The sequence below is a fragment of the Bradyrhizobium barranii subsp. apii genome, assembly GCF_011516635.5.
Lineage (GTDB): Bacteria > Pseudomonadota > Alphaproteobacteria > Rhizobiales > Xanthobacteraceae > Bradyrhizobium > Bradyrhizobium barranii.
The window spans coordinates 5,748,638-5,763,812 of record NZ_CP096255.1; the positions used below are offsets into that span (position 1 = coordinate 5,748,638).

At 64.8% G+C, this 15,175-nt stretch carries 10 protein-coding genes and 2 pseudogenes; 6 read left to right on the top strand and 6 right to left on the bottom strand.

Annotated features, from left to right (window positions below; genetic code table 11):
* Positions 1-2: 2 nt before the first annotated feature.
* The 3 genes from HAP41_RS27430 to HAP41_RS27440 form a co-directional block, all read right to left on the bottom strand.
* Positions 3-368 (bottom strand): hypothetical protein, encoded by a 366-nt coding sequence (locus tag HAP41_RS27430; RefSeq protein ID WP_063983641.1) that lies wholly within the window; start codon positions 366-368, stop codon positions 3-5.
* Positions 369-427: 59 nt separating this feature from the next.
* Positions 428-592 carry a hypothetical protein gene (locus HAP41_RS27435; RefSeq protein WP_166096179.1) on the bottom strand — a complete coding sequence of 55 codons (165 nt, stop codon included), beginning with the start codon at positions 590-592 and terminating at the stop codon, positions 428-430.
* A gap of 647 nt (positions 593-1,239) precedes the next feature.
* A complete protein-coding gene (locus HAP41_RS27440; RefSeq protein ID WP_166096174.1) occupies positions 1,240-1,788 on the bottom strand; it encodes a CreA family protein in 549 nt (182 codons plus the stop codon).
* A 208-nt stretch (positions 1,789-1,996) separates the two neighbouring features.
* On the opposite strand from HAP41_RS27440, the gene HAP41_RS27445 reads away from it, so the two are divergent.
* From HAP41_RS27445 to HAP41_RS27460, 4 genes and pseudogenes are all read left to right on the top strand, one after another.
* Entirely contained in the window at positions 1,997-3,598 is a 1,602-nt protein-coding gene (locus tag HAP41_RS27445) for a L,D-transpeptidase (protein WP_166096169.1), read from the top strand.
* Positions 3,599-3,708: 110 nt separating this feature from the next.
* Positions 3,709-4,276 (top strand): annotated as a pseudogene (locus HAP41_RS27450) (glutathione peroxidase).
* A gap of 166 nt (positions 4,277-4,442) precedes the next feature.
* Positions 4,443-5,456, top strand: a complete 1,014-nt coding sequence (locus HAP41_RS27455) for a polysaccharide deacetylase family protein (protein ID WP_166096166.1) — start codon at positions 4,443-4,445, stop codon at positions 5,454-5,456.
* 7 nt (positions 5,457-5,463) lie between these two features.
* Positions 5,464-6,015: a dihydrofolate reductase family protein gene (locus HAP41_RS27460; RefSeq protein WP_166096162.1), complete on the top strand. Its 552-nt coding sequence runs from the start codon at positions 5,464-5,466 to the stop codon at positions 6,013-6,015.
* Between the two features lie 182 nt (positions 6,016-6,197).
* Here HAP41_RS27460 and HAP41_RS27465 read toward each other — a convergent pair whose 3' ends face one another.
* Complete coding sequence (locus HAP41_RS27465) at positions 6,198-6,650, bottom strand: DoxX family protein (protein ID WP_063983645.1); 453 nt, start codon at positions 6,648-6,650, stop codon at positions 6,198-6,200.
* Positions 6,651-7,000: 350 nt separating this feature from the next.
* A pseudogene (locus tag HAP41_RS27470) lies at positions 7,001-9,309 on the bottom strand (NADP-dependent malic enzyme).
* 246 nt (positions 9,310-9,555) lie between these two features.
* Between HAP41_RS27470 and HAP41_RS27475 the strand changes: the two are divergent.
* Complete coding sequence (locus HAP41_RS27475) at positions 9,556-11,529, top strand: aq_1923 C-terminal domain (protein ID WP_166096153.1); 1,974 nt, start codon at positions 9,556-9,558, stop codon at positions 11,527-11,529.
* Positions 11,530-11,700: 171 nt separating this feature from the next.
* On the opposite strand, the gene aspS is transcribed toward HAP41_RS27475, so the two are convergent.
* Entirely contained in the window at positions 11,701-13,473 is a 1,773-nt protein-coding gene (gene aspS / locus HAP41_RS27480; RefSeq protein ID WP_166096148.1) for an aspartate--tRNA ligase, read from the bottom strand.
* A gap of 197 nt (positions 13,474-13,670) precedes the next feature.
* On the opposite strand from aspS, the gene HAP41_RS27485 reads away from it, so the two are divergent.
* Positions 13,671-15,149, top strand: coding sequence for a protein adenylyltransferase SelO (locus tag HAP41_RS27485; protein ID WP_135215316.1), 1,479 nt, complete (start codon positions 13,671-13,673; stop codon positions 15,147-15,149).
* Positions 15,150-15,175 lie beyond the last annotated feature (26 nt).

Below are 15,175 nucleotides of genomic sequence, written 5' to 3' on the forward strand. Positions count from 1 at the left end.
GGTTACGACTTCGCCGGGTCGAACATGCACTGCAAGGTCGGTTTGGCGATCTTGGTGAAGGTCGAGCCGATCTCGCCCTGCTTGGACGCGGGCACCCAATCAGTCTCGATCGTTGGCACGCCGGTCTCGCTGATGCCGCGCAACAGCGCCTCGCGCAGATCGCGGTCCTCGACGGCAGCAACGGCGTGATCATGCAGGCAGCCGCAGACCTCCTCGGGATGCTCCCAGCGCCCGAGCATCCGCGGCGCACACTGACGCATGAACTCGCTGCGGGGATCCGGTAGCCTCGAAGGAGCGCGAACCTGCGCGTGGGCAGCGCTGATCGTCAGAAGCGAAACGAACGCTGCGGCGCAGAATCGGACAATCATGATGGCCTTTATCGGCTGGTTTTTCTTGTGATTTTTCGTTTGATTTTCTTGGCTGTCGATCAGAAACGCGCAGCGACCACGATCGGCTGCGGCGCCGTGGTGGTGACCGGCGAGCCGCTGTACTGGAAGGTGCCGACACCCGGGAGATTGCCGTCCGGCGCCCCCGCGAACGAAGAGCCGGCGAGCACGAAAGCGAAGGCAAGGATGAAGCTGAGCGTGCGCATGATCTCGTGTCCCAATTCCTTGGCCGGCGGTGCGTCGTCGTTGTGAAGCTGATAACCATGCGTCGTTTCGCGCGTGATGCGCCAAAAGCGGAAAATGGTTTCGTCTTTGTGAGAATTGTTTCGTCACGCGCCAGGCGACGAAACATTCAGCGGAAAATCCCAGTCTTTTCAAATGGGTCGCGCCGCGCCTGAAAGTGGCCTTGCAGGCTCTGTTCGCGCTTGGAAGCAGGCCCACACTGCGCGCCGTCACACGCGCGCCTTCCGCACTTCACATGCATTTTACGTTTTTCTGCTGAAGAGAAGCCCGAACGAGGGCTGGGTTCCGTCGAACCGGCGGCGATTCGACTGCGACCCAAGCCATCGAAACCGAGAAGTCCGGAACCACCGGGCGCGTTCAGTTGAGGGATGCCATCATGACGGCGCAAGATCGCGCAACGCCGCGCGACGCGGACCTACGGACGGACCGCGCCGACCAACCCAGCCGGGTCGCTTCAATCGGGGCAATGTCGCTGCAGTCGGGCCGCGGCCACGAGGCCGCGCCACAAGCATTCGTGCGGCTGACCGGCTCGCATCTCGCAAAACCGCGCGCCAGCCGCACTCTCGTCACTGGGTGAACGCAAGAGTGTCACTGAGTGAACGCACGCGCGTCACTGAGTGAAGAACTCGCCGCACTTCTGGACGTTGGCGTCAGCCGGTCCCCACGGCATGACCGGTACCGTCGAGGTCGAGTTCTTCGGCGAGCCTTCGATCAGCCGGTCCGAATAGACCATGTAGACCAGCACATTCCGCTTGGCGTCACAGCCGCGCACGATCTGCATCTTCTTGAAGAACAGCGAGCGGCGCTGGCGGAACATGTCGTCGCCCTGCTCCATCTTGTTCTTGAACTTGATCGGACCGACTTGGCGGCAGGCCAGCGAGATATCCGAGGCCTCCTCGGCAAGGCCGAGCCAGCCCTTGAAGCCGCCCTTCTCCGGCACCGTGAAATGACACGCCACGCCCTCGACCTCGGGGTCGTCGAGGCCGTAGGTCGCGAGCTTGTCATTCGGGCTCATCCATTTGAACACCGTCGAGCGGCGGAAGATCAGATCCGGCTCGTCGGCGGCGATTGCAGAACTCGCTGGGACAGCGAGCAACAGGAGGAATAAAGCAAGGCCTTTCAAGCGGATGCCGGAAAGACCGGGGAAACGAGATGACATGAAGTTCTCCGGTAACAAGTCCCCGCAATGTAGGCATGCGACAGCCGGTCAGGAAGACGACCGGCAGCCGTCGCGGCCGCCGTTTACCGCTCCGTGAGGCTTTTTTGCTACGTCATGGACAAAATTCGCTGACGGCAGAACTGCCGTGCTAGTGAACGCGTATCCCCTCTGCGAGACTAATTTCTGAGTTGGATTGTGGATTCGAGGAATGAATAGCGTGAACGGGGCCAGTTTTTCTGCCAGGCCGACCCGGCTGTGGCAGGTCGCCATTTTGACGGCGGCGGGTGCGATTGGCTTGACCAGCCAGGCGGACGCGGCGTTCTACTACTGGAGCGACTACTCCGACGGGTCCTACGCCGCCCGGCAGGAGCGCTATCCCGACATTCCCCGGCAGAAGCCCCAGAAGCGCAGTACGGCTGGCAAGAAAGCGGTCGTCGCCGAGAAGGAAGCCGGCACGAAGCCGCAAGGTCCGCTCGTGATCGTCGTGTCGATCGATCGGCAGAAGGTGACGGTCTACGACACCAACGGCGTGTTCGCGGAATCCGCGGTGTCGACAGGCATGAAGGGCCACTCGACGCCGATGGGCGTCTTCAGCGTGATCCAGAAGCACAAATTCCACCAGTCCAACATCTATAGCGGCGCGCCGATGCCGTACATGCAGCGGATCACCTGGTCCGGCATCGCCATGCATGCCGGCGTGCTGCCGGGCTATCCGGCCTCGCACGGTTGCATCCGCATGCCGATGGCGTTCGCGGTGAAGATGTGGAACTGGACCAGGATGGGCGCGCGCGTGATCGTCTCGCCCGGCCAGATGTCGCCGCAAAGTTTCTCGCATCCCCTGCTCGCCTCGGTGCGCGTGCCGCCGCAGCCTGCCGTCAGCCTGGAGCCGCAGACCAATGTCGGCGACAAGGCCGACAAGGGCGCCGCACCAACCAAAGTCAGCGAAGCAAAACCCGTAGAGACGAAGACCGCCAGCGCGGAGAGCGCGCTCGAGCTGCGTTCGTCGCTCGGCCATACCGTGATGTCGGATGTGACCACCGGCAATGCACCGGTGCGCGCGGAAGCAGCCGCTCCCCCCGACAAGGTTGAGGCCAAGTCTGAAAAGACCGCCGAGGCATCTGCCCCGGTCAAGCCGCAGTCGGAAGAAGCCGCCAAGCCTGCAAGCACCGACGCAAAGCCCGTCGAGGCCGCAGAAGCGCCCAAGGCTGAAGCCGCCGAGCCCGCGAAGAAGCCCGATGCGCCCGCTGCCGCACCGGCGCTCACCGCCTCGCCCGACGCCAAGAAGGACGAGACCCGCGTCGCTGATCCTGCGCCTGCCGCGAAGCCGGAGACGCCCAAACGCGCCGGCCAGATCGCGGTGTTCATCAGCCGCAAGGATTCCAAGCTCTACGTGCGGCAGAACTTTGCGCCGCTGTTCGAGGTTCCCGTCACGATCGCTGCGAGCGACCGGCCGCTCGGCACCCACGTCTTCACCGCCGAGGTCGACAAGACCGACACCAACGCACTGCATTGGTCGGTGGTATCGCTGCCGGTCTCTGCCCGCGCCGCCGCGCGCGAAGATGACAGCCGCGTGACACTCCGCCAGCGTGGCGCCGCCGTGATCCCCGTCGCCGCCAAGCCCGTTACAGCCAAGCCCGTGGTCATGCCGGACAGCCCGGCCGAGGCACTCGACCGTATCTCGATCCCTGCGGACACCATGGCGAAGATCAACGAGATGCTGACATCGGGCGGCTCGATCATCGTCTCCGACCAGGGCATCAACCAGGGCGAGACCGGCGAAGGCACCGACTTCATCGTCCGCCTGTACTAGAGCGCTTTCGAGCGAAGTGGCGCCGCCCCGCGTCCGATAACGCGGTGTTGACCAGGCGCGTCGCGCCGACGCAATAAGGTGCGTCCCGGATCACGTCGGGGGACGTTGCCATGCTGAACCGCAGGACCATGCTCGCCGCGCTGGTCGCGACTACCGCGTCTGCTGGACGCAGCCGTGCCGATGGCGGCATGAGCCGAATCTCGGCCTATGCCTTCTCCTTCCCTGCATTATCAGGCGACGACATCCGCCTTGCCGCGTTCACGGGCAAGCCGCTGCTGGTGGTCAACACTGCTTCGCTCTGCGCGCTACACTCCGCAATACGCCGGCCTGCAAGAGCTCTGGAGCGAGTTTCGCGAGCGCGGGCTCACCGTGATCGGCGTGCCCTCCAACGATTTCGGTGGCCAGGAGCCCGGCGGCACCAGCGAGATCACGGAGACTGCACACCACCAATACGGCGTTACCTTCCCGATCGCGGCCAAGGCCGTGGTGCTCGGCGCCAAGGCGCATCCGTTCTACAAATGGGCGGCCGAGGCGCGCCCCCGCGACGTTCCGCGCTGGAACTTCCACAAATACCTGATCGGGCGCGACGGCTACATTGCCGAGGTGTATCCGTCTGCGGTCGATCCGACGGACACACGGGTCAAGACGGCGATTGCGAAGGCGCTGGCCGACAGCTGACACCCGCAAGCCCGCATCCGGTTGGGCACAATTGTGGCGGGGTGCCAAACAGCCGTTGCAATGACGAGGGCCCACCATCTAGGCTAGGACTATCAAGGGGCAGGATGGTTTTGCCAGAGGCGAAAAGCTGCGGCGGAACAACGGGATCAATCTCGAGGACAACACCATGCGTGTGGCGGCAGGACTGATTTTGGCAAGCGCGATGTCGGTTGCGATGGCAGGCGCAGCGTGGTCGCAGACCCCGGCCGCAAAGCCCGCAGCCGCCACACAGGCGGCACCTGCTGCAGCCCCCGCCGCAGCATCGGCGCCCGCTCCCGCGGCGGCAGCCGCTGCGCCGACGCAAGCGGCCTTCCCGCCCCCGCCCAAACAGGCGCCCCAGCCCGCCCGCGCGGCCTGCAACACGCCCGGCGCGCTCGGCGTCGCCCGCACGGTTGAGATCGACACCACGGGTGGTCCGGGCTTCGGCTTCGAGCATTTCAAGGAGCTCGACTTCCTGCGCGACAAGGAGGTCGTGCTGACCTTCGACGACGGCCCCTGGCCGAAGAACACGCCCGCCGTGTTGAAGGCTCTCGCCGACGAATGCACCACCGGCATCTTCTTCTCGATCGGCAAGCACGCGACCTATGAGCCGGAGATCCTGAAGCAGGTCTATGCGGCCGGCCACACCGTCGGCGCCCACACCTGGTCGCACGCCAACCTCAACAACAAGAAGCTCACGGAAGCGCAGCGCAAGGAAGAGATCGAGAAGGGATTCTCCGCAGTGAAGTGGGCGCTCGGCGGCATCTCGCCCTCGCCGTTCTTCCGCTTCCCGGCGCTCCAGCACCCGCCGGAGATGGTCACCTATCTCGGCAACCGCAACGTCGCGATCTTCTCCTGCGACATCGACTCCTTCGACTTCAAGGCCTCGAAGCCCGAGAAGGTGATCGAGACCGTCATGAAGAAGCTCGACAGCAAGGGCAAGGGCATCATCCTGATGCACGATTTCCAGAAGCACACCGCCGAAGCCCTGCCCGAGTTGCTGAAGCGGCTGAAAGCCGGCGGCTACAAGGTCGTGGCGATGCGCGCCAAGTTCCCGGCCTCGACGCTGCCGGAATACGACCAGGAGCTGCTCAAGGACGTCAAGCTGCCGACGGTGAGCACGCGCCCGGTCAATTCCGTCGTGACGACGGTCTCGGAATAGACCGCAATTGTCTTTCCGGTTTGAAGGTTACGTCATCATATCGGCGGACGGCATGCTTGCCGATCCGTCGCACATCATGCCCTCAACGTTGGTGTTCGAAGGCGACAAGCGCTTTTTCGAGCAAGCGCTCGATCGAGCCGCGGTCGTCGTGCACGGCGGACACTCGCACGAGCAGCAGCCGAATTCGCCGAAGCGCAAGCGGCTGATCCTCACCCGCAAGATCAAGGCACTCACCGTCGACCCGGAGATGCCGAACGCGACGCTGTGGAATCCCGAGCATGCGAGCTTCGAGGAGGCCTGCGCTTTCGCCGATGTCGCCTCCGGCACGGTCGCAATCATCGGCGGCCCCGTCGTGTTCGACATGTTCATGGACCGCTACGACACGTTCTGGCTGTCGGAAGCACCGCATGTGCGGTTGCCCGGCGGCGAAGGCTGCTTTGTCGGCGTGCCGGAGCGGACGCCGCATGAGGTGCTGGCGTCACACGGGATGAAGCCGGGGTCGCCGTATCTGCTCGACGCGGCGCATGACGTCACGGTGACGCCGTGGCGTCGAGTCTAGCGCAGGCGATCTGCGCTACGGCGTCGGAAGGTGATAGGCCAGCACGCCGCGCAGCGTGTGCACCGTGCCGCCCGCGCTCAGGCTGGTCATGAAATCAGACGCCAGATCGTCTCGCGCCCCGAGATGGGTGACGCGATATTCGGCGCGGGCGGAGATGCTGTCGGACGAGCCATCAACTCGCTTTACACGTCGCCGTAGGCCGTCTCGGCTGAGCGCGTAGCGCGGCCGTAGCCCATGATCATGAACAGCGCGCCGATGATCGAGAGATTCTTCAGCGCATCGACCACCATCCTGGCGTTGTCGGGCGCGGCCTGATTCCAGAAATCGGAGAACAGGACGGTCGAAACCGCGATGTAGATGATCATGAGCAATGCGAAAAAGCGCGCGCCGAAGTTCAGCGCAATCATCAGGCCTGCAATGATCTCAAGCCCGCCGCCCGCGATCGCCAGCAGTTGCGGCGTGGTCATGGCGGTCGCCGTCTCGATCTGCTTGGTGTAGGACTCGATGACCTCAGGCACCACCACCTTGGTGGCGATGAAATCGGCCGTAGCCTGGAGGGGAAAGAACTTGGTCGCGCCCGTGTAGATGAACAGCACGGCGAACAGGATTCGCCCGAAAGTCACGAACGCTGGCATGATCGGCCTCTTGGCTCAGGCTTTTTGAAAAAGGCGTCTTGACGAGAGTACCGGGCGATTATGAAGAGTCGTGCGCCGGTTTACAAACGGGGAAATGGCGAACTGCGAGCAATTCAAAGTTGGCGGCACGGGCGGTGCACCTTCTCCCCTTGTGGGGGAAGGTGGCATAGGCGGCCTGCGGCCGCCGTTCTTAAGAACGCCGAAACGAAGCTTCGGCTATGGCGCCGGATGAGGGGTATCTATTCGCGAGCTCAATAGCGGTGGGACTCCTGGATAGAGACCCCTCACCCGTCTCGCCGCTAACGCCGCGATCCACCCTCTCCCACAGGGGGAGAGGGTAAGACGGCATCTTACGTAAACAACGTCGGCTGCTGCCGTGCAGCGCGCTCCTGCGCTTCCACGACCGCAACGGCCGTCATGTTGAGGATGCCGCGCGCGGTCACCGAGGGCGTGAGGATATGGGCGGGGCGCGCCGGGCCGATCAGGATCGGGCCGACAGGGAGCGCATCCGCCAGCGACTTGATCATCTGATAGGCGATGTTGGCGGTGTCGAGGCTCGGCATGATCATGATGTTGGCCTCGCCCTCGAGCTTGGAGTGCGGCAGCACCATTTTCCGCGCAGCAGCTGAAAGTGCCGTGTCGCCCTGCATCTCGCCGTCGGCCTCGATCTCCGGATGCTTCTCCTTCAACAGCTGGGTCGCCCGGCGCATCTTGCGCGAGGACTCGGTGTCGTAGCTGCCGAAATCCGAGTGCGAGACGAAGGCGATCTTCGGCTTGATGTTGAAGCGCTGGACGTGGACCGCCGCCAGCGAGGCTATCTCGGCGAGCTCCTCGGCGCTCGGATTGGGCCGAACCTGCGTGTCGGCGATGAAGAAGGCGCCCTTGCTGGTGATCAGCAGCGCCAGTGCCGCATAGTCGATGATCCCCGCGGAGAAGCCGATGATCTCGCGGACATGGCGGAGGTGGTGCATGTAGCGGCCTTCGACGCCGCAAAGCATGGCATCCGCCTCCCCGCGCATGACCGCGAGCGCGGCGATAACCGTGTTGTTGGTGCGCACCACCGTGCGCGCCGCATCCGGCGTCACGCCGCGGCGGCCGGCGACCTCGACATAGGACTGCACATAGGAGCGATAGCGCGGATCGTCCTCGGGATTGACGAGGTCGAAATCCTTGCCTGCCTTGATCGACAGGCCGAAGCGCTTGATGCGCGCCTCGACGACCGACGGACGCCCGACCAGGATCGGCGTCGCCAGCTTCTCCTCCAGCACCACTTGCGTGGCGCGCAGCACGCGCTCGTCCTCGCCTTCGGCGTAGATCACGCGCACCGGCTGGGTCTTGGCCTTGGCGAACATCGGCTTCATGACGAGGCCGGAGCGGAAGGCGAAGCGCTCGAGCAGCGCGGTGTATTCGTCAAAGTTGGTGATGGGGCGCGTCGCGACGCCCGACTCCATCGCCGCCTTGGCGACGGCGGGCGCGATGCGCAGAATCAACCTGGGATCAAAGGGGCTCGGGATCAGCGAGCCCGGGCCGAAGCCCTGCGTTTCGCCGGTGTCAAAGCCCTGCGCGACCGCATCCGACGGCGCCTCGCGCGCGAGCTGCGCGATGGCCTCGACCGCGGCGTGCTTCATCTCCTCGTTGATGGCGCTGGCGCCGACGTCGAGCGCGCCGCGGAAGATGAAGGGGAAGCAGAGGACGTTGTTGACCTGGTTCGGATAGTCGGAGCGGCCGGTGCAGATCATGGCGTCGGGGCGCACCTTCCGCGCCTCCTCCGGCATGATCTCCGGGGTCGGATTGGCGAGCGCCATGATCAGGGGCTTGTCGCCCATCGCCCTGGCCATCTCCGGCTTGAGCACGCCCGGTGCCGACAGGCCGATGAAGATGTCGGCGCCGCCGATGACGTCGCCCAGCGTGCGCTTGTCGGTCTTCTGCGCATAGACCGCCTTCCAGCGGTCCATCGTGGTGTTGCGGCCCTCATGCACGAGGCCGTCGATGTCGCAGACCCAGATGTTCTTGCGCTGCGCGCCCATCGATACCAGGAGGTTAAGCGTCGCGATCGCGGCGGCCCCCGCCCCCGACGCCACGATCTTGACGTCGGACAGCTTCTTGCCGTTCAGCCTCAGGCCATTGGTGATGGCGGCGGCGACGATGATGGCGGTACCGTGCTGATCGTCATGGAAGACCGGGATCTTCATGCGCTCCTTCAGCTGCGCCTCGATCTCGAAGCATTCCGGTCCGCGGATGTCCTCGAGATTGATGCCGCCGAAGGTCGGCTCGAGCGCCGCCACTGTCTCGACCACGCGCTCGATGGTGTCGGCGGCGATCTCGATGTCGAACACGTCGATACCGGCGAACTTCTTGAACAGAACCGCCTTGCCCTCCATCACCGGCTTGGAGGCCAGCGGGCCGATATTGCCGAGGCCGAGCACCGCGGTGCCGTTCGAGACCACCGCGACCAGATTGGCGCGGGTGGTGAGCGTGGCGGCCTCCGCCGGGTTCTTGGCGATCTCGGTGCAGGCGGCAGCAACGCCCGGAGAATAGGCAAGCGCGAGGTCGCGCTGGTTGGCGAGCGGCTTGCTCGCCTGATCTCGAGCTTTCCGGGGCGCGGCAGACGGTGATAGGCCAGCGCCGCCTGGTGGAGATCATCAGAATAAGACGACATGCGGTGTCTCGCCTCGCGTTACCGGCTTCAAAATGCCTCATCCGGAGCCGCCGCCCAAGCGGACGGTATTTCCGGGTCATGGAAACGGGATGAAGCACGGCGGGCGCCCCGGTGGCAACATCCGATTACGGCCCCGTCAACAGGGCGCATGGTCAAATACCTGATAGCGCTAGCTTTCCCTAGACCGCGCGGCATTTCCCGAATATGGCAGGTTGCGCAGTGCAAAACGGGCAACTGGAGCTGGGAATGAAGCGGATCCTGATCGGCCTGATCGTGGCAGCCGTGCTTGCCGCGGGCGGATGGTTCGGCTTCAACTTCTATGTCCAGCACCGCGCGACCAGCGAGGTCGAGGCGGCGTTCGAGCAGATGCGCCAACAGGGCGGCAAGGCGAGCCACGGCAAGATCACGTTCGAGCTCGCGACCCGGACGCTGACGATCGAGGATATCGCGGTCACTCCCGGCAACCTGCCGCAGGCGCAGATCAAGATCGCCGGCATCAAAGGAACGGGCGTTCGCCTGGTCGACGATATCAGGTTTTCGGCCGACAGCATCGACATCACCGGTGTTGAGGTCGCACTGGGCCATGCTCCCCCGGCAAAACTGAAAGTCTCCTACAAGATCCCGCAATTGACGATGCGCGACTACGCCGGTCCCGTTCACGCCGCAGCTGGGCCAGCGGACAACTCCCCGATCGAGATGTACCGCTATGCGCTCAGCCAGTACACGGGCGTCACGGCCTCGTCGCTTACGGCCCCGACACTGACGATGAGTTTCGATTCCGGCAACGCTGCCGCCGGCAGCGGCGAGTTCACCTATACCGGGCTGGCGATCCAGAACCTCAAGCACGGCAAGATCGATGCGATGAAGGCCGACCGCGCCGTCATCTCGGTCGAGGTGAAGCAGCCAGGCAAGCCGGACAAGCTGACAGGCGAGCTGTCGAACATCATCGTCAACGATTTCGATGCCACCGCGATCCTCGCGGCGCTCGATCCGCAGACGAGCGGCGACGACAACTATCGCCGGGTCTACCGGCAAGTCTCGGCAGGCCCGTACACGCTCAAATCGGCACAGGCGATGCGCGTCGATATCGACGGCTTCGCCATCGAGGACATCGCCGTGCAGCCGTCGAAATTCCGGCTGGCCGACGTGCTCGCCGCGCTGCCGCAGGATCAATCGGCGCCCCAGACGCCAGCGCAGGCGCGCGACCTGCTGGAGAAGATCGCCGGGGTCTACGAGGGTATTCGCATCGGCAAGGCCGAGATGGGCAAGACGTCGATCGGGACGCCGCAGGGAACAGCCAAGATCAATGCGGTCAGGTACCGCGAGGGCGAGTTCGCCGTCGAGGGCGTCGATACGCCGTCGCCGCAAGGGCAGTTCAAGATGGAGCGCTTCGCGCTCAAATCGTTCAGCATTACGAACCTGATGCGCTGGGCCGCTGGCCTCAGCAATCCCGGGCAGGCGCCCTCGCCCGACCAGATGCTGGGCTTGTTCCGGGTGCTCGAAGGTGCCGAGATCAAGGGCGTGGTCTCGCCCTTCAAGAACACGCGGCAGCTCGTCACCATCGACACGATCAGCCTGAATTGGGGCCAGCTGGTCGGATCGATCCCGAGCAAGGCCAATCTGGTCGTGAAGATGGTCACGCCGACCGATCCCTCCAATCCGGCGCAGCGGCCGCTGATCATGGCGGGCGTGGACAAGCTGGCGATCGACCTCGATCTCGGCGCCGCCTGGACGGAGTCCTCGGGCGCGTTTGCGCTTGCGCCCGCCACCATTGATCTCGGCAACCTCGCCAAGGCGCAGGCCCGCTTCGCGCTCGCCAATGTGCCGCGCGGCCTGTTCACCATGACCGACCCGATGGAGGCTATGAGTGAGATGGCGCAGGTCGAGACCGGCACGCTCGAACTCTCCCTGCGTGACAGCGGCGTAGTCGATCTCGTCGTGGCGCAGTTCTCGCGCATGCAAAATGTCAGCCGCGACGCCGCCCGCAGTACCATCGCCGAGATGATCCGCGCGCAGGGCGAGAAGGTCACGGCCGCCAATCTCGATGCCAAAGCGGCGGTCGATGCACTCGCCGGCTTCGTCGAGACCTCAGGTCAGACGCTGACGATCAAGCTGACCCCGCTCGGCAAGGTGCCGGTGCTTCAGCTCATGGACGCACTGAACAGCGAGCCGATCGTCGCGCTGGCGCAGTTCAGGATCGAGGCGTCGACGGGGCTGTAGGCGACGGCGGTGGTCTTGTGTTCCGGACGCGCTGCAGCGTTCTTACGCTGCTGCGCAGAGCCGGGACCCAGAAGCGCCGCTGCTCGCCGAGACGTGGGCCCCGGCTCCGCAGCGCACCGCCGAAGTCGCGCTGCGCTGCGTCCGGGGTACGGGACCGAAAACCGGCTCAGATCACTTCTGCGGCAGATTCACCCGCACATGCAGCTCGCGGAGCTGCTTGGTGCTGGGCTCCGACGGCGCGCCCATCAGCAGATCAATGGCCTGCTGGTTCATCGGGAAAAGCGAGATCTCGCGCAGATTATTGGTGCCGCACAGAAGCATCACGATGCGGTCGACGCCCGCGGCCATGCCGCCATGCGGCGGCGCGCCGTATTGGAAGGCGCGGTACATGCCGCCGAAGCGGTCGACCACTTCCTGCTCGCCGTAACCCGCGATCTCGAACGCCTTCACCATCGCTTCCGGCACGTGGTTGCGGATGCCGCCCGAGGCGATCTCGTAGCCGTTGCAGGTGATGTCGTACTGGAACGCCTTGATGGTCAGCGGGTCCTGGCCCTTCAACGCGTCGAGACCGCCCTGCGGCATCGAGAACGGGTTGTGCGAGAAGTCGACTTTCTTGTCGTCCTCGTTGTACTCGTACATCGGGAAGTCGACGATCCAGGCGAGCTCGAACCGCTCCTTGTCGGTGAGGTTCAATTCCTCGCCGACCTTGTTGCGGGCAAGACCTGAGAATTTCCAGAACTTGTCGGGGTCGCCGGCGACGAAGAAGGCGGCATCGCCTTCCTTGACGCCGATCTGCGCGCGGATCGCAGCCGTACGCTCTGGCCCAATGTTGTTCGCGAGCGGACCCGCGCCCTCGCCGCCCTCGCGCCACATGATGTAGCCGAGACCGGGTTGGCCTTCACCCTGCGCCCACGAGTTCATGCGGTCGCAGAACGCGCGGCTGCCACCGCCCGGCGCCGGGATCGCCCAGACCTGGTTCTTGGGGTCTTCGAGCATGCGCGCAAAGACCTTGAAGCCGGAGCCGCGGAAATGCTCGGAGACGTCCTGCATCTCGATCGGGTTGCGCAGGTCCGGCTTGTCGCTGCCGTATTTGCGTAGCGCTTCGGCGAACGGGATACGGCGCCAGTTCTTGCTCACCGGCTTGCCCTTGGCGAACTCCTCGAACACGCCGGTGATCACGGGCTCCATCGCCGCGAACACGTCCTCCTGCGTGACAAAGCTCATCTCGACGTCGAGCTGGTAGAACTCGCCCGGCAGACGGTCGGCGCGCGGGTCCTCGTCGCGGAAGCAGGGCGCGATCTGGAAATAGCGGTCGAAGCCCGACATCATCAGCAGCTGCTTGTACTGCTGCGGCGCCTGCGGCAGCGCATAGAACTTGCCGGGATGGATGCGCGAGGGCACCAGGAAGTCACGCGCGCCTTCCGGCGAGGACGCAGTCAGGATCGGGGTGTTGAACTCGAAGAACCCCTGCCCCTCCATGCGCCGACGCATCGACTTGATGATTTCGACGCGCGTCATGATGTTCTGGTGCAGCTTCTCGCGGCGCAAATCGAGGAAGCGGTACTTCAGGCGGATGTCCTCAGGGTATTCCTGATCGCCGAACACCGGCAGCGGCAGGTCGCCGGCCGGACCGAGCACCTCAATCTCGCTGACATAGATCTCGATCTTGCCGGTCGGCAGATCGTCATTGTCGGTCCCCTCGGGGCGGCGGCGGACCTTGCCGTCCATCTTGACCACGAATTCCGACCGGAGCTTTTCGGCCAGCGCGAACGCCGGCGAGTCCGGATCGACCACGCACTGGGTCAGGCCGTAATGGTCGCGCAGGTCGATGAACAGCACGCCGCCATGGTCGCGAACGCGATGGACCCAGCCCGAGAGGCGAACTGTTTCGCCGATGTTGCTCTCGCGGAGCGCGCCGCATGTATGTGACCGGTAGCGATGCATGGTCGTCCCAAAATCAATGTCGGAGGGGTCGAATCGGACGGCCTGAAACGACCGGTCCGAAGTTGCGGCAGGGTTTACCCGACGAGGCCGGAGGCGGCAACCAAGGGAACGGGCTGTTTTGGGGCCGAAGCGCCCATTTTTGGCCGATTGGGCCTCAAGCCTTTGCCATCAGGCGTTCCCCGCCTATCTTTACCTCCATGACCGTCCATTTCCCCTTCCAGAACTCGTATTCGGCACTGCCGGACAGCTTCTTTGCCCGGGTCGCGCCGACCCCTGTGGCCGCCCCCCGGCTGATCAAGCTGAACCGGCCGCTGGCGGTCCAGCTCGGGCTCGACCCTGACCTGCTAGAGACCCCTGAGGGTGCCGAAATCCTGGCCGGGAAAACGGTTCCCGCTGGCGCCGACCCAATCGCCATGGCCTATGCCGGCCACCAGTTCGGGCAATTCGTGCCCCAGCTCGGCGACGGCCGAGCGATCCTGCTCGGCGAGGTCATCGACAGAGACGGCATCCGCCGCGACATCCAGCTCAAGGGCTCGGGTCCCACCCCGTTCTCCCGCCGCGGCGACGGCCGTGCTGCGTTGGGTCCGGTGCTGCGTGAATACATCGTCAGCGAAGCCATGTTTGCGCTCGGCATCCCGACCACGCGCTCGCTCGCCGCGGTCGTCACCGGCGAGCACGTCATCCGCGAGACCGCGCTGCCCGGCGCTGTGCTGACGCGCGTCGCCGCGAGCCACATCCGCGTCGGCACCTTCCAGTTCTTCGCCGTCCGCCGCGACACCGGCGCCATCCGCCGGCTCGCCGACCACGTCATCGCCCGCCACTATCCGGATCTGCTCCATGCAGAGCGCCCCTATCACGCCCTGCTCGCCGGCGTCGTCGCGCGTCAGGCCGATCTCATCGCGCGCTGGTTGCTGGTCGGCTTCATCCACGGCGTGATGAACACCGACAACTCTTCGATCTCGGGCGAGACCATCGATTACGGCCCCTGCGCCTTCATGGATGCCTACAACCCCGCGCAGGTGTTTTCGTCGATCGACGAGATGGGCCGCTATGCCTATGCCAACCAGCCGCGCATCGCGCTGTGGAATCTGACCCGGCTCGCCGAATGCCTGCTGCCGCTGTTCTCCGACGATCAGGAGAAGGCGGTCGCGGAAGCCCAGGACATTCTCGGCGCTTTCTCCGAGACGTTCAGCACCGCCTATCAAGCAGGCCTGCGCAAGAAGGTCGGCCTGTTCACGGAACGCGACGGCGACGAGGCGCTGATCCAGGACCTGCTGGACGCCATGGCCAAGAACCAGGCCGACTTCACCCTCACCTTCCGCAAGCTCGGTGACGCCGCAGGCGACGAGGCCGCCGCTGCCGACGTCCGCGCGCAGTTCATGGACCCCTCAGCCCTCGACGACTGGGCCAGACGCTGGCGCGAGCGCACCGCGCTGGAGCCGCAGGCCGCAGCCGAGCGGCAGGCCGCCATGCACGCCGTCAACCCGATCTTCATCCCGCGCAACCACCGCGTCGAGGCCGTGATCCAGGCCGCGGTGAACAACGACGACTACGCGCCGTTCGAAGAGCTGGTGAAGGTGCTGGCCAAGCCGTTCGAGGAGCAGCCGGACTATGCCGCCTACGCCGATCCGCCGCTGCCGGACCAGCGAGTGCTGCAGACGTTCTGCGGGACATAGCAACAAACTCGGTGCGTAGGGTGGAT